26 protein-coding genes and 1 pseudogene are annotated in these 24,251 nt (G+C 56.6%); 4 read left to right on the top strand and 23 right to left on the bottom strand.

Translation table 11 applies throughout. The features are described 5' to 3' along the window. The coding region (locus GHN92_RS05450; protein ID WP_153379642.1) for an IS3 family transposase at window positions 1–288 on the top strand (288 nt) is incomplete at its 5' end. On the opposite strand, the gene GHN92_RS05445 is transcribed toward GHN92_RS05450, so the two are convergent. The 17 genes and pseudogenes from GHN92_RS05445 to GHN92_RS05365 all read right to left on the bottom strand — a co-directional run bounded on the left by GHN92_RS05445 (window position 224) and on the right by GHN92_RS05365 (window position 18,830). After that, on the bottom strand, window positions 224–1,018 hold the full coding sequence (locus GHN92_RS05445) for a helix-turn-helix domain-containing protein (RefSeq protein WP_256666420.1): 795 nt from the start codon (window positions 1,016–1,018) through the stop codon (window positions 224–226). The genes GHN92_RS05450 and GHN92_RS05445 overlap by 65 nt on opposite strands. Beyond that, window positions 1,005–1,832, bottom strand: coding sequence for a heteromeric transposase endonuclease subunit TnsA (locus GHN92_RS05440; RefSeq protein ID WP_000017067.1), 828 nt, complete (start codon window positions 1,830–1,832; stop codon window positions 1,005–1,007). The genes GHN92_RS05445 and GHN92_RS05440 overlap by 14 nt, the downstream gene beginning before the upstream one ends. A 119-nt stretch (window positions 1,833–1,951) precedes the next feature. Next, window positions 1,952–2,773, bottom strand: a pseudogene (locus GHN92_RS05435) (ATP-dependent endonuclease); the annotation flags it as partial. 83 nt (window positions 2,774–2,856) lie between these two features. Beyond that, window positions 2,857–4,416 (bottom strand): amidohydrolase family protein, encoded by a 1,560-nt coding sequence (locus GHN92_RS05430; protein ID WP_052229583.1) that lies wholly within the window; start codon window positions 4,414–4,416, stop codon window positions 2,857–2,859. 1,593 nt (window positions 4,417–6,009) lie between these two features. Then, window positions 6,010–6,516, bottom strand: a complete 507-nt coding sequence (locus tag GHN92_RS05425) for a lysis system i-spanin subunit Rz (RefSeq protein ID WP_153379640.1) — start codon at window positions 6,514–6,516, stop codon at window positions 6,010–6,012. Beyond that, window positions 6,513–7,118, bottom strand: coding sequence for a glycoside hydrolase family 19 protein (locus tag GHN92_RS05420; protein WP_153379638.1), 606 nt, complete (start codon window positions 7,116–7,118; stop codon window positions 6,513–6,515). Before GHN92_RS05420 ends, GHN92_RS05425 begins: the two co-directional genes overlap by 4 nt. A 190-nt stretch (window positions 7,119–7,308) precedes the next feature. Next, on the bottom strand, window positions 7,309–7,710 hold the full coding sequence (locus tag GHN92_RS05415; protein WP_153379636.1) for a DUF1353 domain-containing protein: 402 nt from the start codon (window positions 7,708–7,710) through the stop codon (window positions 7,309–7,311). A gap of 67 nt (window positions 7,711–7,777) precedes the next feature. Beyond that, complete coding sequence (locus GHN92_RS05410; RefSeq protein ID WP_153379634.1) at window positions 7,778–8,275, bottom strand: hypothetical protein; 498 nt, start codon at window positions 8,273–8,275, stop codon at window positions 7,778–7,780. Window positions 8,276–8,335: 60 nt separating this feature from the next. Beyond that, window positions 8,336–8,968, bottom strand: a complete 633-nt coding sequence (locus GHN92_RS05405) for a DUF4376 domain-containing protein (RefSeq protein WP_153379632.1) — start codon at window positions 8,966–8,968, stop codon at window positions 8,336–8,338. A gap of 766 nt (window positions 8,969–9,734) precedes the next feature. After that, complete coding sequence (locus tag GHN92_RS05400; protein WP_153379630.1) at window positions 9,735–10,154, bottom strand: hypothetical protein; 420 nt, start codon at window positions 10,152–10,154, stop codon at window positions 9,735–9,737. A 9-nt stretch (window positions 10,155–10,163) separates the two neighbouring features. Then, window positions 10,164–10,517, bottom strand: coding sequence for a hypothetical protein (locus tag GHN92_RS05395; protein WP_153379628.1), 354 nt, complete (start codon window positions 10,515–10,517; stop codon window positions 10,164–10,166). Next, complete coding sequence (locus GHN92_RS05390; protein ID WP_153379626.1) at window positions 10,517–11,419, bottom strand: carbohydrate-binding protein; 903 nt, start codon at window positions 11,417–11,419, stop codon at window positions 10,517–10,519. The genes GHN92_RS05395 and GHN92_RS05390 overlap by 1 nt, the downstream gene beginning before the upstream one ends. Continuing rightward, the gene (locus GHN92_RS05385) at window positions 11,416–16,371 is read right to left on the bottom strand and encodes a DUF4214 domain-containing protein (RefSeq protein WP_153379624.1); all 4,956 of its coding nucleotides are present in this window, start codon (window positions 16,369–16,371) and stop codon (window positions 11,416–11,418) included. The genes GHN92_RS05390 and GHN92_RS05385 overlap by 4 nt, the downstream gene beginning before the upstream one ends. Continuing rightward, window positions 16,364–16,762: a hypothetical protein gene (locus GHN92_RS05380; protein ID WP_153379622.1), complete on the bottom strand. Its 399-nt coding sequence runs from the start codon at window positions 16,760–16,762 to the stop codon at window positions 16,364–16,366. The genes GHN92_RS05385 and GHN92_RS05380 overlap by 8 nt, the downstream gene beginning before the upstream one ends. Window positions 16,763–16,822: 60 nt before the next feature. Further along, window positions 16,823–17,608, bottom strand: a complete 786-nt coding sequence (locus GHN92_RS05375; protein ID WP_153379620.1) for a hypothetical protein — start codon at window positions 17,606–17,608, stop codon at window positions 16,823–16,825. 104 nt (window positions 17,609–17,712) lie between these two features. Then, on the bottom strand, window positions 17,713–18,591 hold the full coding sequence (locus GHN92_RS05370; protein ID WP_153367911.1) for a BRO family protein: 879 nt from the start codon (window positions 18,589–18,591) through the stop codon (window positions 17,713–17,715). A 65-nt stretch (window positions 18,592–18,656) separates the two neighbouring features. Next, on the bottom strand, window positions 18,657–18,830 hold the full coding sequence (locus GHN92_RS05365) for an Arc family DNA-binding protein (RefSeq protein ID WP_139145733.1): 174 nt from the start codon (window positions 18,828–18,830) through the stop codon (window positions 18,657–18,659). A gap of 120 nt (window positions 18,831–18,950) precedes the next feature. Here GHN92_RS05365 and GHN92_RS05360 point away from each other — a divergent pair, with 120 nt between their 5' ends. Then, window positions 18,951–19,286 carry an Arc family DNA-binding protein gene (locus GHN92_RS05360; RefSeq protein ID WP_083285293.1) on the top strand — a complete coding sequence of 112 codons (336 nt, stop codon included), beginning with the start codon at window positions 18,951–18,953 and terminating at the stop codon, window positions 19,284–19,286. Between the two features lie 81 nt (window positions 19,287–19,367). Here the strand turns inward: GHN92_RS05360 and GHN92_RS05355 are convergent, their stop codons facing one another. Beyond that, window positions 19,368–19,727: a DUF2513 domain-containing protein gene (locus tag GHN92_RS05355; protein ID WP_153379618.1), complete on the bottom strand. Its 360-nt coding sequence runs from the start codon at window positions 19,725–19,727 to the stop codon at window positions 19,368–19,370. Between the two features lie 322 nt (window positions 19,728–20,049). On the opposite strand from GHN92_RS05355, the gene GHN92_RS05350 reads away from it, so the two are divergent. Next, window positions 20,050–20,295: a hypothetical protein gene (locus GHN92_RS05350; protein ID WP_153379616.1), complete on the top strand. Its 246-nt coding sequence runs from the start codon at window positions 20,050–20,052 to the stop codon at window positions 20,293–20,295. Window positions 20,296–20,624: 329 nt separating this feature from the next. Continuing rightward, window positions 20,625–21,182, top strand: a complete 558-nt coding sequence (locus GHN92_RS05345) for a hypothetical protein (RefSeq protein WP_083333937.1) — start codon at window positions 20,625–20,627, stop codon at window positions 21,180–21,182. 222 nt (window positions 21,183–21,404) lie between these two features. Here GHN92_RS05345 and GHN92_RS05340 read toward each other — a convergent pair whose 3' ends face one another. The 5 genes from GHN92_RS05340 to GHN92_RS05320 all read right to left on the bottom strand — a co-directional run bounded on the left by GHN92_RS05340 (window position 21,405) and on the right by GHN92_RS05320 (window position 24,210). After that, window positions 21,405–21,722, bottom strand: a complete 318-nt coding sequence (locus GHN92_RS05340) for a type II toxin-antitoxin system YafO family toxin (RefSeq protein ID WP_178102601.1) — start codon at window positions 21,720–21,722, stop codon at window positions 21,405–21,407. Window positions 21,723–21,848: 126 nt separating this feature from the next. Then, a complete protein-coding gene (locus GHN92_RS05335; protein WP_153379614.1) occupies window positions 21,849–22,361 on the bottom strand; it encodes a hypothetical protein in 513 nt (170 codons plus the stop codon). A gap of 150 nt (window positions 22,362–22,511) precedes the next feature. Then, window positions 22,512–22,733 (bottom strand): hypothetical protein, encoded by a 222-nt coding sequence (locus tag GHN92_RS05330; protein ID WP_153379612.1) that lies wholly within the window; start codon window positions 22,731–22,733, stop codon window positions 22,512–22,514. Window positions 22,734–22,819: 86 nt separating this feature from the next. After that, window positions 22,820–23,248 (bottom strand): hypothetical protein, encoded by a 429-nt coding sequence (locus tag GHN92_RS05325; protein WP_083333941.1) that lies wholly within the window; start codon window positions 23,246–23,248, stop codon window positions 22,820–22,822. A 59-nt stretch (window positions 23,249–23,307) separates the two neighbouring features. Next, window positions 23,308–24,210: a phage tail tube protein gene (locus GHN92_RS05320; protein ID WP_153379610.1), complete on the bottom strand. Its 903-nt coding sequence runs from the start codon at window positions 24,208–24,210 to the stop codon at window positions 23,308–23,310. Between the last annotated feature and the right edge of the window lie 41 nt (window positions 24,211–24,251).

Below are 24,251 nucleotides of genomic sequence, written 5' to 3'. Positions count from 1 at the left end.
CAGTACAGCAGCTCAGACTGGCGAAGCTTCTTGAAAGCTAACAACCTGGTAGCCAGCATGAGTCGTCGAGGTAACTGCCACGACAACGCTGTAGCGGAGAGCTTTTTCCAGCTGCTAAAGCGGGAGCGGATCAAGCGTAAAATCTACACTACACGCCAGGATGCTCGGGATGATGTGTTCGATTACATCGAGATGTTTTACAACCCAAAACGACGCCACAGTTTCAACAATCAGCTGTCACCGGTAGAGTTTGAAAAGCGTTACGCAGCGAGCCTGGAGAGTGTCTAGGAAACCTGGGGCGATTCAAGGTGTCGGTGAAGTGATATTCGCGCCCATAGAAGTAACGGAACTGCCCCAATGTAGGCAGTTCGAAGGTCGGCAGCTCCGTCAGAACAGCACGGAGCAGATTCAGCCCGGCGGCGTAGGCATCAGGAATGGACGGATGTTTTTCCTTGAGCAAACGTTCCTCGATGACCCGGCGAAAAATGCGCTCGATGTCCGGCGTGACATTGCTCCCTTTCCCCTCCATCACCACTCTGGGCCTGCCCAGCTTGGCCTGGTTCGGCTTTCTGCGCTTGCCACGGGCGCCCGAGTTGACATAGTCCGGCAAGAGGGCATTCCTGCACATGCCTCGCTGCCAGTAGCGCCTCAGTAACCTATACACCGTCTGATTGGTGACACCATGGCGCTCCATGATGCCTCTGACAATGAGCCCTCTGGGGCGCCGCACGAAAAGCTGGGGGTCGTGCACAAAATCCGCCAGCATTCCCCAAGCTTCATCACGCTTCTGCTGATCAAGGGAACCTTCCTCAACCTCCCGTAGGACTGTTTCCTCGAAGGGATCGGCAATGCTCTCCAGCTCCCGCTCCATGATCAGACGCTCCAGCTCTACAATCGATATCGGTTCGGGCAACGCCGTGTCCGAATCGATATCGATCCAGATTGCCTGCTCGGTACCGGACCAAAGCAGGCGCTTTCGCAGTTCCCCCATCCGGAACACCTGATTAACGGGCAACACTGCTCAGCTCCTGATGCATTTGATGAGAGTTGGCAACCAGGTCTTTCGGCTTCAGCTCCCGGTAAGGAGTGTCAAGATCGAAAAGGAAACAGTGCCGGGCCAGCAACTGGCGTAGCCAATAGAGCGCCTGACCGGCCTCCAGCTGGCCGGAGGTATCCAGTCCTTGGGCAATAGCGGTCAGCTTCCGGTCTGGGTGACGCTGAAACTCGAGCAGAAACAGCTGCTGGTAATGGGCGAGATCGTCCTGAGCGATGTCGCCTTCAGCATGGGCAGGATAGAGCCATTGGATATTGGCAAATGCCACCTTGGATACCTCGCGCTCAGTGACGATGACCCAGGGAATACCTTTTTCCTGCCAGTAGCGCCTTTCAAGTTCAAGCCTCTCGATAACTTCAGGCTTCTGCAGGTCGGTACTGTACTTGGCCTGAATCGCGATGCTCGGGCGCTGAGGATCTTCGAAATCCACCAGAAAGTCGCTGGTCAGTACCTGCGGGGTACCCTTGTAACAACCGTGGGGCAGGCCAAGCTCCTCGGCGATGCGCACCGTATCTTCGACCCGCATCGGAAACTGTTCACGGATATCGGTGACATGGGGAGACCGATCCAAGGTCAGGAAGATGGCCAGTTCAAGATCGGATAGAAGATGGTGTAAACGCCGGGTCTTGCTGCCAGGCAGGCGGTGGGAGCGACCCAGCGAGGACACGTCCCTGGTGTAGATGAACGGCTTGTAGTCTGATCCCTGGCCTTGGCCACGCCCGTCCTTGAGCCTTCTATCGATCTGGGCCTGGGTCAGCCCCTTGAATGTTCCAGACATGAGAAAGCCTGCCCCCGCTGTGTCGATGACCTCAACATAGCGGATGCAGGCTCAGAATGAAACTTTATTTATACGGATGATACTTTATTTATACGGATGAACCTTTATTTGCATCCCACAGCGGCACGCTGCAAACCTGCCACAAGCAGCCGGGACGAGCCTGTTCCCAGTGAGCGCAAGGGCACTCCGCTCTCATCATGCAAGGCGATTGCACCGTCTGCGATGGAGACCGAGTGCGCATCCAGCAGGGCTTGGGCCTGTGCTCCGACGGGAACCCCCAGCTCATTTGCCTTCTGGGTGACGATTTGCAGCGTTTCAGCCAGTTGGATGCCCGCCTGGTTGCCGAAGCTGACCCGAGCCTCGCGGGCAGCATGCGCCAGTTCAGCCCCTAGGTTGGGGCGCTCTTCGGAAAGCCGATTGAGTACAGACCCGCGCGTCCATGACAGGTTGGAGCTGGAGTATGTCCCCAGTCGTGCAGGCGCAAGGGAGAGCCGGTCCTTCCAGGCGATATTGCGCTCCAGGCCCAGCGCGTGGGCACGCTCGGAAACGAGCGACCAGGCCGGTTCCAGTTCGCTGTCCACAGTCAGGCGCAACGTGAGTACGGTTTCGATTCCTTGTCGAGGCTCTTCCTCGACCAAGCCGGTCTCCCTGTTGAATGCCTGCAGAAAATGCCCATAGGTATCCAGGTCCTTCAACGGGTCAGGCAATGCACCTACGGTTATCGTGATGCGGATAGGCTGGGTGACATCCAGACCGAAGAAGTCGGTATCCCCGAACGCGACATTGCGCCGAGCCCCTAGACAAAGGTCGATGGCATCGAGGATGGTAGTCTTGCCGCTGTCTCCTGGACCAATCAAGCAGTTCAGACCCGACGACGGCCGCCAGGAAAGGGATCGAATAGATCTGAAATTCTGGATCTCGATTTTGCAAATTCGCACCACACAACTGCTCCTCTGGTTTCATTTACTGCCAGCCAATGTGGCGCCGGTGATGTGATAGTCCGCCACAACATCGGACAACGGTACTACAGCGCGTCCTTCAAGTAGTCCGGCAGATTGACGTTAGCTTTAAGTGCATCACGGAATGCCGCATCATCGACCGCTGTGATGGGCGCCATGGGCAGCGGCCTGAGTATTGGTACGGCTTTTCGTACCTCGTCCTGCACGACCCTGAAGTCTTCGCCCTCATCGAGGTCAAAGTCGATGCTGAGCACCTGATCCTCAATCAAACTGAACGCCATTGTCATGGGGGCCGGTGCCTCGGCGGCCAACTTAGGCAAGTTGGCCAGGCCATAGGTGAGTTTGGCTATCGCGGTCCCGAGCGAGAGTCCGGCCAAAGGGTCGTCACCTTGTTCGGCCAGGTCAAGAGCGTAGTCCTTGCCGCCAATCACGAATCGCTCCTGCTGGCTGGTATCAAAATCGAGAAAGCCCATGCGTCCGTGGCGAGGCCGGCCGTCAATCACAACCGCAATGACATGATCTTCGCGCGCCGTGATCAGTTGCTCGTAGGGGTCTTGGTAGCTTCCCTCAAGTATCAGGATATCCGCCTTCTTGCCGCGTTCAATACTGCCGACCAGTCCTTGCCAACCAAGCATCCTGGCCGGCGTGGACGTCACCATGCGGACAAGCTCTTCGTCAGTGAACAGGCTGTTGTGATGCTGGCTGACCAGCCTGGCGATCTTGAGCTCACCCAGAAGGTTCTTGCTGCCGCTGGGTGACCAGTCCGAGCCGAGCGCGATTTTGACCCCTGCTGATTTTGCTGCGGCGACATTCGCCGTTTCTCCATAGAGAAGCAAATTCGACAGCGGTGACCACACCATGCCGGCGGCAGCCTCTAGTCGAGGAAAATGCTCCGCCTTCAGCGCTGTGCAGTGGATCGTGATGAGGTCGCGGTCGATGGCCCAAGTGTTGGGCGCGTACTCAAGGTCGAGGAAGCGCTGACGGGCATCGTCATCGGTGCCTTCACTGAGGTGATAAAAGAAAGGGCGATCCTTCTGCAGAGCAGGTGCCAGGTCCGTGGCGATTTCAGCGGGCAGATAGTCCAGCGTGTGGCCGCCCGCGGCCGGGAAAAGAGGGTCATATGGCGCTTCAACGTTCCGGGTCAGCCCTCGGTACCATTTCTTGCCGCCCGTACCGCCGGAGCTGAGGCCCTGTGTCGTGGTGGTGCCTCCCAACAACGAACGACATTCGACAAACCGGGCGATACTGCGCGCATAGTCCTGATCTACATTCGAGCCGAGGACCTTGGCTGGTAGAGCAATAGAGGTGTCGTAGTCCGGTTCTTGCGTGCGCCATTGGTTACGATTGGTGTAGCGTTTGGGCACCGACCACAAGGGCAGGAAGTTGTAGCTCAGGTGATTGTGCAGTTCGATGAGACCTGGATAGAGGGTGCCTTGCGTCTGGACCGCAGTCACATCGGCGAAGCTCGCCGGAATGTGAGCTGGATCTGATACTACAGCAGAGATCCGATCGCCCTCGATACATAGCGCACCGCGTTCATGCACAGTACCGCCATCATCCATGGTGACAATTCGGCCGAGCAAGACCTGCTTGTCGCCCTCCATTGATGCCCGAAAATGCGCCATCCCCCGCCTCCATTCTATTGGCTAAATGCAACACCGAAACGTCCAGGCAGCAATTTAATGGAGTTCAACGTTTTAGTGAGCACATCCAGTAAAGATAGCTCGAGGACCGAATTCGGCCACCCGAAATACGATAGAGCCCCTGTCATTTGCAACTTTGTTGAGTTTGCATAGGCACACTGCCAGACAGTTGTCGCAGTATGCCGCTGAGCATGATCTGGACTTGGGAACTGCTACTCGTATGAGGCAGCTGCCTGAATATCAAGCAGATGCTGACAATCAATGACGTGATAACGCCCGCCCAGGCCCGTCCGCCAGTCCCCCGAAAACCCACTGAAACATGTCTACGATCCCACTCAGGACCGAAAAGCCGTAGATCCGCCCTCACTCACTTACAAGTGAGGCTCTCTTGGCGACCTCGTCAGTTTCATGAGTCTTTGATGGCGCCTCATCTTGCCGAATCAAGGGGGAGATACGATTTGACAGAACCAGCTGTCGCGATTTCGGGTACGCATCCAGATATGAATCTCTGCGCTATCAGGAAATTGCGGCTCAGCGTCAACCGCAATGACGCAAGCACGGCATCGATAGCTTTAACCATCAGGTTCCTGCGCTTGATCAGCCCTATGCTCCCATCATCAGGAAGTTCATAGCACTCATCGACACGAACCTCAGCCGCTGGAACCATGTGATATCCATTGGCTCTACCGGAATCTGAGCGAATGCCCGGATCACCTCACCAGCAACAGAGAGCTCCGCGCTACCTATAGCCATCGCCCGAAGCTTGCCTCGCGGACTTTCGAGATCGGCAACCCCATTGACGAACGTCTTCGCTTCTTCAGGTTCCTGCACTGGTACGGGCTGCCCAGGAACACGAGACTCGAACACAACTACGCCTCTCAGATGACATAGCTACCGAGATCCAAGATATCCGTGGGAGTAAATGTGGGAGTAATTTTCCGAGCATGAAAAAGCCGAACTGGTAAGAGTTCGGCCAAGTCATTGAAAAATATGGTCGGGACGGAGTGATTCGAACACTCGACCCCTAGCACCCCATGCAAGCGGACACCTCTGGAGCCCGCTAACTACAAGGCTTCGCGCCTGGCGCTCGCTGCAACGATGCCCAACAGTGCGCAACCGTATTTTACAAAGTCACTCGTAAAGTCACTGAGCCTTTTCGGCCCCCTCCCCCGGCGTCCTGCCGACCGAATACTAACTCCTATAGTCGTAGTGAAATATCCGAAAGTCGCTGGTAATCTCCCAGCCACGTTCGTCAGCCATTAAGGGATGGAGGCGAAAATAGAAGCCCTGGAGTCGCGCACTCCGGGGCTTTGCTTTTCAGCGATTCATCCGTGCAATTGGCTTTCATCAAATCATTTGCTACCGTGCGCTCACGCTCACCGACATTGAGGGATGGTGGTGGGAATAGAAGCTCCGAAGGTGTGGCGAATCCGGGGCTTTGCTTTTCTACTTGGCCGCTACGTAAATGATAAGCGCGATGGCAACCATCCAGGCGACGACCAGCAGCACTCCCAGCCCTACAAAATCCTGACCCATAGCCTTTCCTTGTGCGCGATTCAATCCATTCGGTCTAGCTTAACGCAACACAGCCCTGACATAAGCCTGGCACGCCCGCAGCGCGATCAGTCCTTGGTCGCCGGCGTCGGTGATGGCGATAATTCGTTGAGCATGCGCTGGGTCAAGTTGGGCTCGCGCGGCTCCATGAACCACGCCGACGGCGCCGGGGGTGGAAGGCACGTTGCAGCCACTGGCTGAATCCGCGGCGTCGAGAAGGACTGACAGCCGCAGATCAGCAGTAGCCAGGCGATCACGCAGCCTTGAAATATTTTTCTGTGCATCACTAAATTCCTTGAAATGCGCTTCGTCTATAGATTGAAGACGGCCTTCTAGGCCCAGCCGCTTGTCCTGCTCTTCGCGGGCCTGGGCGGCGGCGGCATTGCCGATTGTCGTTAGATCTGCCTGGTGCAGGCCGGCCTGCTCGGCGAGCTTCTTGCCCATCCTCCAGTCCTGAACCTGCCAGGTGCCGGCGGCGCTGGTGACCACGGCCAGCAGGATCGTGACCAGGATCTGCACCGGCGTCATGCCAGCACCTTCAGCGCCTTGTCGTACAGCGCCTGGCGGTCGGCCTGACCATTGAGCCCACCGTTGATGCGCTGAGTGATCTTTCTCAGGTCGCCGGCATCGGCCAGGGTGTTCAAGCCATTCACCGACCAGAACCATGCGGCCGACAGGGCGGCGTATTGAGTCTGCTCCAGCAACTCCGGCCGATTGAGCAAGTCCAGGCCCAGGGCATCGCCACACGCTGCATAGTTCGTCTTGCCGGTCACCTGGAACAAACCACGACCGCGATATTTCCAGCCATCACCCGGCTCGGTGTTGCCCATGCGACCGGCATACACGATGTTGGCGATCTGCTCGGGCTTGCGGGCTGCTGCCGTTGCTCGAACCAGGTCGAACCGGCTTGGCCAAGTCTTCATCAGGCCTTCAGCGCTGTAGTTCAGGTTTTCCACCAGGCGCGTCAGCTGGCCAGACTCATGGCCGACCTGGGCAATGAAGGCGGCAATGCGCAAGCGAGTGACAATTCCGTATTTGCCCATGGCCGTGTTCAGCACAGGAACAAAAACGCCGGCTTGGCGGCCGGCGTTCGGGAGGATCTGCAGCAGCTGCTGCTCGGTGATGGGCATGGCTTTCTCCAGGCGAAAAAATACCCGCACTTGACGGGCTGGATGGCTGAATCTTGTAGTCGATAGAACTGAAGGACTAATCGTGACTATTATTTGTTAGCCTGCTATCTTGTTTTTACATTCCGCCATGTTGAGATGCTTGAAGGAATGAGAAGCCCTGGTGATTACAGCTCGCCGGGGCTTCGTCTTTTCAATCTCCAGACGAAGAAAACCCCGAACTTGTCGGGGTCTTGTATTGCTTGGCACCGCCTAAACGGACACCTGCATACATCAGCCAAGCTCGCCAACGCGCCACACCCTCAGCGCGCAGCGCACGGTACAGCACCGCGTCCGCCTCTTTGCGCGTCAGCGATCCATGCTCATAAAGCCAGTCATGCACGGTCGCCGCGTAGTTGCCGTATCCCGACACCAGCGCGAACAACACGAATAGGAGCGCGTTGTGCAGCACCTCGATGCTCGCGAAGTCGGTTGTGTAACCCGCGGGGACAGTGATCACGCGCTCGTCACCGTCGGCCAGCACCAGGTCAGCGAGCAGCTTGTAGGTACGCCGGTCGAGCTGCTCGGTTTTCAGGGTGGTGGTGAAGCGACTCATGCGCTTTCTCCGGGCGTAAAAAAACCTGCACTCGGCAGGCTCTTAAGATTAGGTAATCATATTTTGGCTACCAGACGGCATCCTTGGCTTCAGCAATCAACTTTGATATTGCCTTTTTCTCATCAGCAGTTAGCGGAAGGACCTGCCCACACCAATTCAATGTTATAGCCTCGCTGCTCGTTAGCCTCTTGAAATCTTTCTCACCAAAGTCGACAAGGTAAATAACAATTCCCGATAGCCGCGTCATTTTGCCGTGGGTAGGGATGGTCTTGTTTCCAGCTTTCCAGACCGGCCTTTCACACGAAGGCGCTGTGATTGTTGAGAATATGTCTTTGGAGGCATAGGAGGCTGACGCACCATAAATTACGCCACCTTTATACGGGTGGACGCTATAACTTACCGTCACCTTGTAGGCGTCACCCCACGGCCCATCTATCACCCTGTCTGCCCCAGAGAACACTGGTGCTTGCAGTCCCTGCCAATCAGCCGCCGCCGCGCAGGATGCCATGATGGCGAGAGCGAATACCGCTAGGCTCAATTTCCCTTTCAATTGCTTATCCTGCATTTCAGTCTGATCGTGGGATGGTACAGCAAACTCAAAAGTAGTAACTCAGCTGTCTGAAACTCATTCCGGCCAACCCTCCTCCAGCATCTCAGCAGTGATCGAGCCGTCAGCGACTGCGCCCAGCAGTTCAGCCTCTCGGTTGAAGCAGGCCTGCACAAAAGCCCGCACCTGTGAGGCAATGCCCATAACCTGCTCGCCCGTCAGATCGACAAAGCCCGTCTCCGCCTTCCATTTGATCCGGTAGTCAGGATCGATGGAGGCGGCAAAGGCTGCGCCCGTCAGCAGTGACTGGCTGTCGCGCTCGGTGTTGAGCTTTACGCCCGCCACGGTGACGCCCCCGGTCTCGACTTCGAAACGGCGCGCGGCGATTTGGGCGGTCCACTGCGCGGCGATCAACTCGTCTCGCGCCGCTTTCTCGGCCGCCGTCATGGCGACCTGCTTACGCTTCACCAGCACGACCTGGCGCTCTGCATCCAGTGTCAGCACCTCGACGCCCCACTTCTTGTTGACGCCCAGTTCACCGGACGTATCTTCCTCTGGCCACCAGGCAGCGTCCTGAACGCCCAGCGTTGGGTCGGTCCACGACAGGTCCAGCAGCGACGCCAAGGCTTCGGGGGTGTCTTTCTGATCGAGGAAGTCGGGAATTGGCTCGCGAGTTGCGATGTTGTTTTGGACTTTGATCATGTTCACCATAGTTCGATCCTCATCATGCCGCTCCCGCCATTGCCAGGTATGACGGAGCTGCTCCCGCCTCCGCCTCCGCCCCCGCCTTTACCTCCGTCTCCAGCCTTCCCCACTGAGCCATTTTGTCCGCTGGCCGCCGTAGTCCGGTACGAGACACCGGCATTATTGCCAACGCCCGCCTCAATCCCGCCATACTCTACTGTCGATGCTCCGCCCTCGTTCCCCGTAACGCCGCCGCTAGCTTTCAGCCCTCCACGGCCTCCACCGTAGCCAGCCCCTCCACCCCCTCGTCCATCCGAGTAATTCCCGCCGCTCCCTGGGCCGTTGAGGTTCGTCTTACCGGCGTCGCCACTTGATACCCCGGTAAGCCCAGCTATGTTGGTGTCGCCGCCAGAAGCGGTGGCTGCGATAAAGCTATTGTAAGGGGCGCCCCCTGCCACCAAACTAAAATCCCCGCCTGAAACCGTTGTATCTCCGCCCGCCACGCCTGGAATGCCACCGGCACCGATGAAATAGCTCAGCCGCAACGCTTTGCCGTCTAGCACGCCAGATTTGATGGACACTGCACCCGAACCACCGGAATATACCGGCCCCCCAGAAGCTCCGGCGCCAACTGCGACAACTCGGTATCCCGAGTAGCCCTTGGGTATGACAAAGGTTCCACTGCCTGAGTAGATGCTGGCGACAATGACATCCGCGAATTTCTCATTAGCTGCGCTCGCCGTTCGCTCCAATCCCAGCGGATTACCGAGCGGATTACCTAAAGGGTTGCCAATCATAGGTCGGCCTGCTCTGCGTAGAAGACGATCCCGGCAGCGAGTGCGACTTGTGAGCCGACGTAGAGCATGTCGCCCGCTTCAAGGCGCATTGGCGTATTCGGGCTGATATTGCCGAATGCCGTCTCGGGGATGGCGGTCGTCGCGGCCAGCGTGTAACCAGCCATCAGTTCGGAGTCGATCAAGTTGTAGACGGTCGGGGCGCTCGCCTTCACCAGAAACAGAACCAGTGATGCGGCCGTTACAGTGGCGCGCGGAATTGCGGTGATCTTCGTCACCAGCGCGCCATTGGTGCCAGCAGTCGCCAGCAGGATCGCGCCAGTTACGGTCGAAGTGCCGATCCCGGTCAGCGCCGCAGTAACGACGGCAGTACCGGTCTTGTAAGTCTGGGCAAACGGCGCAGTGAATGTCTTGGCCATGGTGATTCCTTAGAAAGAGAGTGCAACGGCGTGCAGCAGGGCGAGATTGCCGATAGATCCGGGGGCCGACTCGGCGGCAGTGGCAGACGCGGCGGCGTTATTGGCAGCAGTCTGCGCAGCCGCAACCTGCTCGCTGACGTTGGTGTCCACGGCTTCGGCGCGGTCGGCGGCTTGACCCGCGAACAACGCATCAGCAGCGACTTGCGATGCAGTGGAATTCATCCAGGCGCCCAAGGCGTTTTCCGCAGTCACCATCGGCTGGAGCGCACCCATCATGGCGTCAGCTTTCGGGGTGAAGTCTTCCGGGCCATCGCTTCGCGTTGGAGCAGGCGGCAGGTTGGGAATGACAGGTGGATTGGCCATTAGATAACCCCTTCAACAGTAATTGAACAATCTGAAACAGTCGGGCCCGAGAACACGATCTGAAAGTCTTTGTAGAAGCCGAAAAGAATGGTGGCCTCATACGATTCCTCGCCGATCCACACCACTGGCGTAGCACGCAACTCGGCCAAAAGCCGTCGCACCCGCGTAACCTCGGAAGTGTCGAGAATGACGTCGAATTCAGCTCGATTGGAGAAAGAGCGCTGGATGACAATCGTGTTTCCGAATTCATCCGTGGATTTTCTGCTGTAGTCATTGATGCCGACTGATGTTCCATAGAGCGCGGTGCCGATCCGCTTCACTGCACCGATGACTGTGTGCCCTATTGCAGCGACCTCTGCACCAGCATCGATTATCAGCACGATGTCAGCGGACCCGTATGGCGGCATATCCAGCACCACAACATCGGTGCGCTTGCCAATAGGCTCGAAAAACCAGTCGTACCAATTCGTCACGCCGGCATCTACCAGGCTGAGAGTCTTGCGGTAAACCTCGCCCTCGACCGGATCGATCATCGTGATGGTCACCGACTTGCCCTGAAGATTGAACAGGGCCATCGAGTTGATCACTGCGCCTGGCCTGATCCTTACTTCAATCGTGCCGGGGTTGGCGGTCAGGGACTCAACCTTGTCGTCGAACATGCGCCAGCGGTTATCCATTCCGCGATCTTGCCACTTGGCTGGATGGTCTTTGTCGACCACCTCAGCCCCAGGCTTGACCCCAGCCGCCACAATAGCCAGAGCTTCGTAGATGTGGTGATCGAGCAGCACCCGGTCACCAATGGCATACGTCGCACTCACCGACCACGCCGGATAATCCGTCTCCGGTACGTTGCTGCTGATCAGCTTGGCCGGTGTTATTTCAACCGGCTTGATGAGTCTCATAGGGCGTAGTCCCTTTCTTTTGGCGTGCCTTCGGCATCCCACTTCTGAAGCATCGAGGCGACTTGCTGATTGGTCTTGGCGATCTGGAAGCGTTGCGATTTGTTCTCTTCGCGCATCTGTTTGAGTTCAGACACAAGTGCACCCATATCGCTGCCGCCTTTAAGCATCGACGCCGTCTGGTTCGCGTTGAAGATGCGGCTCGGGCCTGTAACTTCCAGTTCCGGACCGTTCTCGCCAACCAGGCGCAAGCCGCCCAAGTGATCACCGCCAGAGGCATACGCCGGGACTTTGCCCATAGCCGCCATAGCCGCCTTGTCCGCCGCACTCGCGTACTGCGTCATGTTGGCCACAATCTCGGCATAAGGAAGATTCCCGGAGCCGAGACGATCCGCCCAGTACTTGTTCTCGCCAGCGTCAGCGGTGCGACCGAAGAGCTGCTGATAGAGCGTGTCGACCACCGTGGCGTTGTTCGCCGCGGTATTCGCCATCGCGCTACCGGCACCCGTTGCAGGCTTGGCAGCCAGAGAGGCGATCAGCGATCCGTTCAGCGCCTTGATGGCCGCCTCTACGCTCTTGACCGAGGTGTCGATGCCGTTGAAGGCGTCCATCTGGGCCTGAGCGAATTCAAGCTGCTGGTCGAACTGAGCCATCTGAGCGTCATACGCCGCTTTAGCCACGCCGATCTGATCCTCGATGCTCTTCTGCAGCTTCTCGGCGGCGGTGAGCTGTTTGCCGTTGATGGCATTCAGCTCAGCCACAACGTTGGCAGTACGACCCTGGTCGCGCGCGAAGTCCTCCATGGATCCGTACAGGTCGGTGTTGTTGTTGCTGACCGTGTCCAGCGCATCCTCAAGACCGGTGAAGCTGGCCAACGAACCGCCAGCCCGCGCCGTCGCCAGTGCCGATTGCAGCGTCGCCTGAGCCTGGGCACGCAAAGTCTTCACGGCATCGTCAGACGTGCCGCGCAAGGATTTGAGCGCAGACTCAAGCGAGTTACTGACCGAGGATAGGTCGGTAACGCTCTTCACCGCCGTTGCGGACATGTCGCTGAGCGAGGTGTTGGTCGCGTTGTAGGCAGCCGTTGCGGCCTTCTGTTGGGCAGAGATCGAGCGCTGGAACAGCGAGAAGCTGTCTGTGACGCCTTGGTTCAGGCGCCGCTCCAGCTCGTCGAACACCGTGCTTGCAGCACCTGCCGCATTCATCAAGGTGTCGTACATCGCTTTGCCGGTGTCGGTCGTCGACTTGGCGGCCTCTTCGACCATCTTCCGGTACTCGGATCGACTGGCCGGAAGGATGACACCCAGCGCCTTCAGCTCGGTCGTGGTGTTCTTGATGGCCAGGGCAGTGTTTTCCGCCTCGCTGAAGAAAGCCTTCCGGTAAGCGGATTCGCGCTGCTCCAGGATCGTGTACATAGCAGCGGCTTGTTCAGAGTTCGCCGTGAGCGAACCGAACAAGATTCGGCCGGCCTCTGTGGCGGTATCGAGCCCTTTCACCACGTCAGCGAAGCCTTGTCGCGTCTCTGGCAAAACTACCTGCATAGCGGCGAATTGCGCTCGCACACCATCAAGGGTGCTGGCAGATTTCTGTAGATCTGTCGTGAATCCGTCGTAAAAGGTAGTGATGTTTTTATTTAGGTTTTCGATACCTCCGGCAAGTGCAACGAGATGCTCAACGGCGCGCCCACCAATGATATTGAAATCCACCGTTTTAGCGCCGATCATTTCGAGGCTGCCAGCAACGCTGTAAAGATTGTTAACGAAAGTCGTCAGATATTCAAAGTTCAGCTCTTTGCCGAATCCGGTATCTGTAACCTTGTTGATCTCACTAGCTGCGGCGTCGGCCAGGCCGCCAAACCACTTGGCCAGTTCTGCCTGAATGGCCTCTGCCGTTTTACCTTTGGTGCTGATTTTAGTGGCTGAGACGCTCAGTCCGTCGAGAACGCCATCGCTTAACTCGACGTTCAGACTGTCAAATAATCCAATGACAGTGCCGAGCGTTGAAGCGTAGGTGTTATCTAGAGCTGCTTGCATGTCAGGATCTAGAGCAGATAGCCGAGTGCGCTTTTTATTCGAGGAGAACAGCCCGCCCTTCTTTTTTTGGTATTCGAAGTTGTAGGAATTTAGCTCGCCATTATTAACGCCAAGCTGAAAGCCTTGATCTTTCGTTACCCAATCGCCACCGAACAATGAGGAGCCGAACATGCCACCCAAAACTGCACCGATTGCAGCGCCGATTGCGGTACCGATGATTGGAACTGCTGAACCAATCGCAGCACCTGCGTAAGCGCCCGCTACGGCCCCACCTGCACCCGCCACAGCACCTTTAACGCCGGCCTTCAGGTAGCCCTGAATCGCACCGCCGATGCCGTACATTACGGCGCTCGTGGCCGAAAGCCCTGCGCTAGCCGCCGTGGTTGTTGCTGCACTGGCGCTGCCCGTCACGGCACCTGAACTGTTAGTAACGGTGTTTGAAATAAGATCTACCGTTGCAACGCCGCCGCTAGAACCCAACTGGTAAACACCGTTAACCATGGCGCCGCTCGAACCGGCAGCGCTGCCAAACAGGCTGCCGATGCTCGAACTCAAATAACCGGAACCGGCCTTGAATGCGCCCTGCACACCACCCAAGAAACCTTCGCCAGCGGTCCATCCCGCGCTAACCGCATCACCAAATGCTGAAGTCGCAACGCTGTACGCTTTGGAAGCGGTCTCGAACATGCCCTGCGCATTCATTCCGCCGCCTGAGCCGCCGCCTAGAATGCTGGACAACCCGCCAGAGGAAGCACCTCCAACTCCGAGCGATGAGGCAATCTGGACAATGATCGGCTTAGTAATAGCCATGTGCAGCATCTCGGCCAGAAACTGCCGAAAGCTGTTCTTGAGCGTATCCATGAAGTCGCCGGACTTGCTCAGCACCGACTTCCACATATCAGCAAAAGCGTCGTCGATACGATCAACGGCCGCCTCGGTCATCTGACCCCAGAGCGTGGCCTTGCTGCGGTTGACCTCGTACTCGTTGCCAAGCTTGGCCAGGGCGTCTTGGTAAAGTGCAACATTACCGGAGTCGCGGATCATCGCCGCATTGAGCGCATCACGCTCGGCGGTGTAATCCTTCAGTAGCTTGATCTGTGGGCTCAGGCGATCAACGATCCCTTCGACCTTGCTGGCCTGCTCCAGAGCCTTGTTGGCGTCAAGCTGTGCTTTGGTCTGGTCCAGCAGCAGTTGGTATTCCTTGCTGCCAACCTCAATGTTTCTCCCGGCCAGCGCAACCGTCATCGACTTCTGAATGTTGAACGCTTCGAGAGCATCCTTGCCCTGCAGTGTGGCAGTGGCCTGAGCCAGGGTCTGCGTGGTTTCCGTGCGCATGCTCGCGATGGACTGTGTAATGTCCAGGCGATCCTTGGCATCGGCCTCCTTGCGAACTGCGGCGGCTACTGCATCGTGAGCATCAGCACCCAATTTCAGCGTTTCTTGCTCGATTTTCTGCTGGATGCTCAACTCGCGGACGTTATCAGCCCCGGCGAGATATGCGTCCGACATGGCGGTCATTGAGGTGGTTGAGATGGCGGACGTTGCAAGAAAAGACGTCAGCGCCTTTTCTTGCTGGGCGGCGAGAGCGGCGGCCGCTTTTGCCGCCTTATCCACAGCTGAAGAAGATGACGCGCTAGAGCCGTCACCCTTTGTTTTGTACTGCGCTAGACGATCGGCGGTTAAGGCTTTGGCAGCCTTTTGCTGGAGGTCGTATTCGTGGCGAAGCCCCTTAGATGACTCGATCTTTTCGTTTACCGCATTAATCGTCGCGTCTTTTTCTTGTGAGATGTCGTCAATCATGTCCTGACGGACTTGGTTCGACACGCTCACCGTCGCGTCATACTTTTTGCGTGCATCATCCAGCGTGGTGTTATCGAAGATTGCGGCTATGGCGTCTTTCGCGTACACGCCCTGAGCAACTAGGCGATCAACAAAAGAAATGGCCTCTACAGCGGCTTCTTGGAAATAGGCGCGGATCTCTGCGGGGAACTCCTTGAATCCAAGGTACATACCCTTCGAGGCGTCTTTTGCGCCATCACCCCACTCGATCCAGGCATCATCAAGGAAATCACTGATCAGCCGAACAGATTCGGTGATGTCGGAGGCCCATCCAGACCATGCGATAGACGAGGCCTCTAGGTAGCCCTCCATCTCCCCGGATGCGAGCATGTTATTGAGCTCGCCAAGAGCTTCTGCAGCGTCATTGACGGACTCTCTCATGACATCGCCGAGTCCAGCGTCATTGACAAGTCGAAACGTGTTTTCCCATGTGTCGCCAAGGTTTGATATAGCGCCGTCTAGGGTCGCCATCCGCAGCGACATGGCGTCGCCGAACTTTGTCTCTCCCAGGTTAATGAGGAAGCTTTCGATCTCCTTGGCGTTATTACCGACCTTCGTCGTAACGCCTTGGAATATTAGCGACACCTGATCGCCATTCGCCTTTGCCTTGATGCCGAACTCTTTCAGTCGCTCAAATTCGCCAGTGGCAGCATCGGCGACCGCTTCAATCATTTGATTGAGGTCCTTGCCCATGGCTGATGCGGTGTTTCCGTATGACATCAAAGCCTTTTCGGACGGGGTTAGGCCAAGGTTCACCAGTTGCGTGAAGCCTTTTACCGCCTGATTCAGGTCATACGGTGTTTTTTGAGCAAACTCTTGCAGAGCCTTAAAGGCGCTGGCTGCCTTCTCGCTGCTCCCGGTGGCCGTGATAAGGCCGGCATTAAGCACGTCAAACTGTCGCTGAACGTCGGACGCCTTGTTCAGCGCGGCCATAGCAGTGGCGACTGAAACCAGCGGGGCAATCATCTTGCTAAGGCCGGAGGTGAGAGTCGACGCGCCGCGCTCAAGCGCCCCAAGGTCTTTGTTCGCGCCGCGAGCCTGGGAGCTGTCGACAGAAATCGTCAGTCGGGCGGTTTCACTCATGGCGCGCACTCTCTACAAAAATTGATTCGCTGACTTTCTCGATCTGGCGGCGCAATCGTGGGGCGCTGACGAGGAGTCGGGTTTTTTCTTGCTCCGAGCAGTCGCAATCAAATGACCAGTCAGCGATCAAGGACGCGACGAGCCGGGCCTTACGGTTGCGCCTTAGCGTCTTGGTCATCAGCACTATTGCCGCCTTGTCTCCGGCGCTTGCGATCTGCATCACCTCGCCCAGCGCGGCACGACTAATCTGCTTGAATGCTTCTTCGTAATGGCTTGAGAGAACAGACCTAACAACCATCCAGTGACCGCTAGGTGTACCGTCTGGATTCGATAGATCGACGCGCCGCCCCTCCTCCGCTCTCTGTATCACATAGAAATCCTGGGGCCGCATACTTTCCTCCGGTCGAAAAAAAGCCCCGCACTTGGCGAGGCTTGTTGGGTTTGTTCGGCGTTATCTGCTGCCGACTCGCAGTTCTGGCTTTCCGCTAACAGGGAAGACACATGTAGCCCGCTGCGGTATTAAATTGCCCAGTTCATTCTTCGACTCAAAGTCCATATAGACCGATGTTCCGCCCGTTGTTTTGTTTGTCTCGGCGACCGTGCCGAAGGCGCTAAAATTCACGGACGATGGAAATTTTGCAGCGGCCCTCACTGAGTCGCGACAAATTGAAATTGCCGATTCTTTATTCAAGGCGCGCTCAGCCTCTGACTTCAGCGGAGAGCCAAGATCATTTGGCCCGATATAGAACCGTTGGCCGTTTTCACAATCTACGAAAACCACAATGTTCGATGGCGGGCTGCTCCGCTGCTCGGACAGGCCAACTATTGAAACCGCGTCACACCTGCCAGACGTTGCTATCAGGTCTGCAGCAAGCTTCTGGTGGGCTTCAATTTTCTTTGCTCCTTCGGCACCCCATTTTGCATATATTTTGGGGTGCGTAGCTTTCGTGTAACTGTCGAGTGCGCCGCTTCTAATCGGCGCTGGGCCAGAACTCAGCTCTGGCATTGACTGACTTGCAGTCACGCCTTCCGCGACATCCATCGGAGTGCTTTTTTGTGCGGTGGTGTGCGCAGGCTCTCCGCTGAAGACACCTTTCAGGACCACAAAAACGATCAATGCAAGCGCTACCCAAGCCAACACCTTCGCTTTCCGTGACGGTTTTGCTCCGCAGACCGGGCAGGCGCCTGCCTTCGTCCAAACCTGAGCGCCGCACCCCTTGCATTTAACTGCCGCCATCCGGTATCCCTCCGATTAAAGCGGCAATCTACCACTATCCGAGGGAACGGCCAAAACCCCGCATGTGCGGGGCTGCCTCTAAAGGTCTAGGCGTAGCTGAATAATTAGGCTGCGGCAGATCGAGTCGCCTTCCCATTCCGCAGGCCAAGGCGATTTGCCGCAACATCCATGTCGGCCGAGCGCTTTTTTAGCCCACCTATAGCCATCATCGCATCGCTGAAGTGGTCGGTAATTTCTGCCGGGATTGGCGAACCCAACATTCTTAACGCGCTACCAACACCCCATCGCTCATAAATTCCTTTCACCGCCAAGAAGTGGTGAATGAGGAAGCCAACATCGTACAGTTCCTTGTCGGTCAATTCGTGGGTGTTCAAGCTGGCGCGGCCAATCCACTCGCCTTCCAAGGAGTAAGCCGCCACGAAGTTGCAGGCGTCGTTCAGGTACTCCGCCGGAATCAAGGCAGTGCGCGGAACGTTAAAGCGCGAGCGAAGCCGGCTCTTCATGGTGTGCTTGAAACTGCGCTGGAGCGAATGAGGTACTGGCGAAGCCTTCTGCTCGATCACTCGATCAAGGACGTGCTCGCCACTGGTGCCGATTACGGAGCCGACCAAATCGCCCATTGAGCCTTGATGGTCCGTGTAGCCACCAGTCTTGCGAATAGATGGAAGCACGTCCCCTGCCAGCCACATTTGAAACGGTAGGGCCTTGGGCTTATCGGAGCGGCCAAGCACGAAGTACAGCCCTTGCTCCGAAATCATCATGATCTGCTGTGTGCCGCCAAGGGTGTGCAACCGTTGCACACCCTTCCATTGAGATGGGACGTGCGATACAGCACGAGAAGGCTTGTATGTATCGGCATACTCAAGGGCGTCGAGTACATCTTGGGCGGCGAACCATGGCTGATCATCAATCATCAGCGTGCGCACCTGCTGCCTGCCGAAGCTGAAAGGAATGACATTCGATACCGCTGTGCTATTATTCATGTCGTGATTTCCGTCGAAAGTTTTCACATCCGAAGCCCTGGCCTGCAAGCCGGGGTTTCTTCGTTTTAGGCTACTGCCTGATTCTTCTGCGCTTCCCGCCACTTGAAACCCTCCTCAATTAACAGCTCAAGCTCCGCATTAAGGCTGCGCCGGTTCGCGTGCGCCTCATCCCTCGCCCTGGCCTTCAGCTGCTCAGAAATCCGCAGGCTGTATGGGGATACCTTGTGTGCATCTTTCATTTTCCGCTCCTTGCTGGGTGTGGAGTCATAGTAACTCAAACGCGGAATGAGTCAAGTTAACTCATTGAGTCTTTTTGATTCATTTCGCATACTGAGCACAACACAAAGCGCGAGCCCGCCATGAATGATCGACACGCCATCTCCCCGTACCCAATTCGAATGCCTGTCGAGCTAAGGCGGCGCCTCGAAGAAAGCGCCAAGGCGGGTTCAAGATCGTTGCACGCAGAGATAATTTCGCGCCTAGAGGAAAGCCTCGACCCACAAGAATCCGCAGTCGAACGCGAATACCGGCTGAGCCAGATTCGGGAGAAGGCCTCTCAGCCTATTTCAAATATCGTTGCCGACTTCGCCCTGCAAATGGAGCAAGAGATAGAGCGGCGCGCCAGGCAGCTAGCCGAGGCTCGGGGTGGAGCGGTGCATGAGGCGGCGGAAGCGCTTCGCAACAAGAAGAAGTAGCCCGTCACTATCTACCACTATTGAAGGGAGGGGCCAACCCCCCCCCCCAGCTGCCAAGGTAAGCGACCATTGCAGAGAGTACTACCCGAGCAGACTAGTCGCCACGGACGCAGCAGCAGCCTTGATAGTATCGAATGACAGATCCAGCCCCTTTTCCCGCAAGAGACCCACAGTCTTATTCCAAACCGTCTGAGATCTGATCTTGTCCAGGAACTCATGTCCTGCCCATGTCAGCTCATTGGCCCAGCAATCGCGAGGGCCGCTCAGCGACTTGCCGCACTTCCCATCAATCAGCCCTGCCTCAATCAGCATGTGGATATGGTAGGCAGAAAAATCAGAGTCATAGCCGTCGATAGCGCTGGAGCGAAGCATCTGCCTGCTTGATTCAAGCGCCTCGACCTCCAGTAGGACTTTGCGAACCAGTTCCCAGTCGCGTTTCATGCTATCTCCAAATTTATCAATGCTGAGATTCTATGCTGAATCACAGGGAACGACCAAAACCCCGCCGAGGCGAACTGGAACGGCTACCCCAGCGACACAGCACTTTTCCACCGCAGTACTATATTCTCAGTGACGACTCTTCCGTGGAGGTCGGTGTCGTCACCTGAAGCCCCGGCCGTAAGCTGGGGCTTCTTTGTGGTGCGTCACCTACGTTACTTGAGTCCGTAATTGATCGAAGTTTGGCTCACACCTGATCGGGAAGAGATTCGCGCATAACTACAACCCTCTTCTTCCCGCACCGAGAACTCAGAAGGCAACTTAAATGAAGCACACCTACCTTTTTATCCTTGGAGAAGACCAGCAGGTCGCCAGCATTGAGTCGGACGGCCCGCTGCCCCATCTAAATATCGGCGTGCATCTTGACCTCGATTCAGACGACTATCGAGGTACGCCAGGTACGCACCTAGAGATTGAAGATATCTCTGTCGTCCTTCACCAGATGAGCGGACAGGTAGTCAGGAATGACATTCTGGTTCACTGCGTTGAGATGCCAGGCCTGGCGCACTAACGCCAACCGATGCCAACAAACAAGGAACGTTGAATGCCCCTGCAGTCGAATATAGATAAGGCAAATCTTCTGAGGTCACTCTCAGTACCGGTCGGATCTAGAGAAGCCCAGACGCGTAATCTGAGGACCAAGTTAATGGTGCAGCTTAGCTCGACAAAGATTAATGGTCAGCACGCTGTAGACACGTGCGCCCCGACTGGTGAGCCCATTCTCCAGCGCCATATTGATCTGCTGGCCATACTGACTGAGTACATTGAGTTCTCGAGCCAGAAAGACCTTAGCGATGTAGCAGATGACTGGGGGATTCAGAGCTACGGGAAAATAAAATCTTGATCGGCATCTACATCGACAACAACGTTTGGGACTTCCTATTTGAGCGGGGTATGGACCTCGCTCACGAACTACCAGCCCCAGAATTCTGCCTCGCAATCACAAGGGAGGCAGAGTTTGAAATCCCGCCCATCCCAGAAGAGAAGGCGGATCTAAAGGCATTCATCCAGAGAACGGTGAAGGCAGTCGTCAAAACGGATTATTTATTCGGCTTCGGCAACCCGGCGCATCCTCCTAACGAGCAGCGCGTAGGCGGCTTTGACCTTGGTCGCTTTGCCGATGAATCCTTGCTCGACTTCATACGCCAGCAGAAAACCCCTCTTTCTGATCGGCTCAATGAAAAGACTCGCCTTCGTAAAAATGAAGCCGATCTTTCCATCGCGGCTAGGTCATTCACTAGCGTAGTCATAACTCTCGATGCCAAGACCAAGGGGCCGATCAACGCAGCCTACAAAGCAGGCGGAAAGATCGTATACCTCACTGACTTCGACAAAAGCGGAATGTCACTGCGGGAATTCATTGTCGCCGAGCTTGCTGCTCGGGATGCCAAGACCTAAATGCAGAAAACCCAGCGCGAGGGCTGGGTTTCAGGTCGGCTGATCGTCCGGTGAAGGCTTACGCCCTCTCTCAGCTCCAAGCTCTCGGAAGAAGGCAGCATGCTCCCTTGCCACTCTGTCCAAGACTTCTTGGCTGAGTAGCGGCGGGCGATTCCTTGAATACTTTCTCTCAAGCGCAGTCATCTGCGAATGGTCACGGGGCTTATCATCAGTGCTCATTAGTCAGTTCTCACTTCGAAACTCACGACCCAGGCGGCCGAGCCACGTCATAAGCTCGTTGTTGTTCGCCTGCTCATGCGCATCAGGCATCAAAATCCCGATAATGCAGAACCGATGATTTTCGAAGAGACCTCTCGCATAGACGAGCGCGACATCATTCTCCGGCTCGCCCTTCCGGCATTTGCGCTGCCCCTGCTTCTGGCGCTTGGGAAAATTCCGAGGCGGAATGCACAGGTGAATATGCTCGATGCAGCCCGCTATTGCGGGGGGCGAGCCATATTCCGCATCAAACCCGAAGTAGTCTGGCAAGTCATCGCGCATAGACTGCTGATAACGACAGAAATCCACTAGGAGCTGGTCTAGGAACCCGGGATTGGATGATTCGAGAGGTCTGAAAAACCTATCGTACGTGTCCGGGTGAAATGAAACCTCGACAGGATCCATCAATCAGGAGTTGTACGACGCAGCGGCTTCTCGGCTGAGCTTGGCAAGGGCTACCAAGCCTTTGCGATCAATAGAGCTGACGTAAGGTTTCGGCTCTACCAGCATCTGGCGGATCAGATTCGCGTTGCGATCAGCCTTGTGGCGAGACTCTGCCAAAAGGGTAATCAGCTTGTCTCCGTATGGCCCCAGATCCCCAGTGCCTTTCAAGTCCTTGACCTCAGCAAGGGCTCGACTAAATATCTCGCCAACCGTTGCGAAGGGATGCTTGACGAGGTGGCTTGCCGGCACTCGACCAGCAAGGATATCCGCATAGACGCGATCAAAGAACGCATTGACCTTGTTGCCCATATCAATCAGCCCAGGTATTAGGGCCAGAGCTTCGGCATCGCTGGTGTTCGCGGCAATGGACTGGCTACCCAGCTGGTAGGTGTCCTTTTGCTCTTTCGGCATATCATCACCAGCAAATACGCTCGCAGCCATAGCTAGCGCGCAGACTATCGCTAGTTTTTGGGACACGGGGCTCTGCTTTTTAGGTGTGACTGCCATGAGATTCTCGCAACGGTATTGCAGGGTGTGCAAAAACTATACAACATTCGCACGGTATAATGATATTAAACCGTGTATACGGCAGCAAAACCTACAGCCGAACCAGCCCCTGCGGTGACCTCACCCCTCATTCATCACCCGGCAGTGAATGCCGTCCATTTTCATCAACACCCGGGCCTCTTCCGGCTCGATCTGCCGATCCATCATCCGTGTCCAGGCGTCCATTTCTTGCCAGGTCAGCGGATCGCTGGTGCGCTTGAGCTCCCAGTACAAACCCGCCAGATAGCCCATACCCTCGGGCATGGCTGGAATATCCAGCTCCCGAGGCTTGTGGCCGGTCATATTCCAGACCCGCGTCAGGTGATCGCGGGTGGTGGCAGTCGATCCTTTGACCGGCTTATTGAGCTTAGCCTCGCCTTCCCAGTGGGTTAGGAGGCTTTCAACTCTGGCGCGAAAAAACGGGCGCGGTCGCTCGCCAGTCGCTCGACATCATTCGCCAGGCCGGGGTTGTTGAGCAGCAGCTCGGCTACGGCTTCTTTGCTGTATGGCACCGGCAGCGACCAGTCGAAGGCCAGCGCGGAACGGTACAGCAGGTTGGCACGCTGAGAGATGGCGGCCTCTTCTTCTACCGACATGCCTTCCTTTCCCTCATCGCGCAGGATTCGAGTTGCTTCCAGCAGGGCTTTACGGGCAGCAGGCGCATCGGCACCCAGCACCATCAGGTGATATTCGGTTTCAGTGCCATCAGGCAGGGTCAACGGCAGTTTCTTGCCTTTCTCCAGAGCGCCCAGGGTGAAGAAGTCGGACAGAGCGAATGGCTTGATAGCGGTGGTGGCTTTTTCAGATTTAGCAGACATGCGGTGAATCTCCAAAATGAAAAGGCCCGCTCAGTGGCGGGCCTGTAGAAAGGATTCGATTACGCGCCAGTGCGCGTGATCATCATGGTGGTGGCCAGCACGTCGTCGTAACCGGCGCTGACGGTGTATTGCGGGATGATTGCGCCCGGGCCGCTGGTTTGCTTCTGGCCCTGGGTGTAACGGACCTTCGGCAATTCCAGCGTGTAGCTGTCGGCGCCTTCGGTGAACTCGATCACATGAGAAGTGGCGGTCTCATTCAGCACCTTGTCCCACAGCACCGCATCGACCAGATAGGCCGACATCGATCCGGTGACCTTGGCGACACCGTTGGAGATGTCGAAGGCTTCACGGCTGCCCAGCGCAAACAGGGCTTCCATACCGTTGTCGAGGCTGACGCTCCATTCGGTCGCATAAGCCACGGACACCCCGCCCTCGGTCAACGCCAGGTTGGTGGTGATCATGATGTCGGTCGCGGTCGCCGGCAGGTACGTCGAGCCAACCGGCACGGTGTACTTCTCGGCCTTGGTGCCCATCATGCTGAAGGTGACGCCAACCGGGGCATTCAGCGGGGAGCTGATCGCCATCGTACTGACGCGACAGCCGTGATAGACGTAATCGACGCCGATGTCGGTGTGGCGCTCCAGGATGGCGAACGAGCGCTCGACCTTGCCGATCTTCAGGACGTTCGCGGTCCAGGTGCCCTGCATGGCAGCCTGGATCAGGTCGTCGAAGCTGGAGAAAGACAGCTCGACCGCGATATCGCCGGCCACGCTGTAGGTGCCGCCGCGGCTCGCCTGCTGTTGGCGGTATTGATTCATTTCCGCCGTATCGATCTGGTTGATGTTCGGCGTCAGGCCGGCGCTGACGAAGCGGATCGGCTTCCAGGCGGGAGTTGCAGGAATAGCGCCTGCCACCTCTTCGACGTAATACGTTTGTACGGCAGAGCCGTTAGCTAAGCCCATTTAGGGATCTCCTGAAACAAAGAAACCCGCTGATGGGCGGG

The organism is Pseudomonas sp. FSL R10-2964 (assembly GCF_009600035.1).
Taxonomy (GTDB): Bacteria; Pseudomonadota; Gammaproteobacteria; order Pseudomonadales; family Pseudomonadaceae; genus Aquipseudomonas; species Aquipseudomonas bubulae.
Note: the sequence above shows the minus strand (reverse complement) of the source record. Positions and strands in the feature narration are given on the sequence as shown.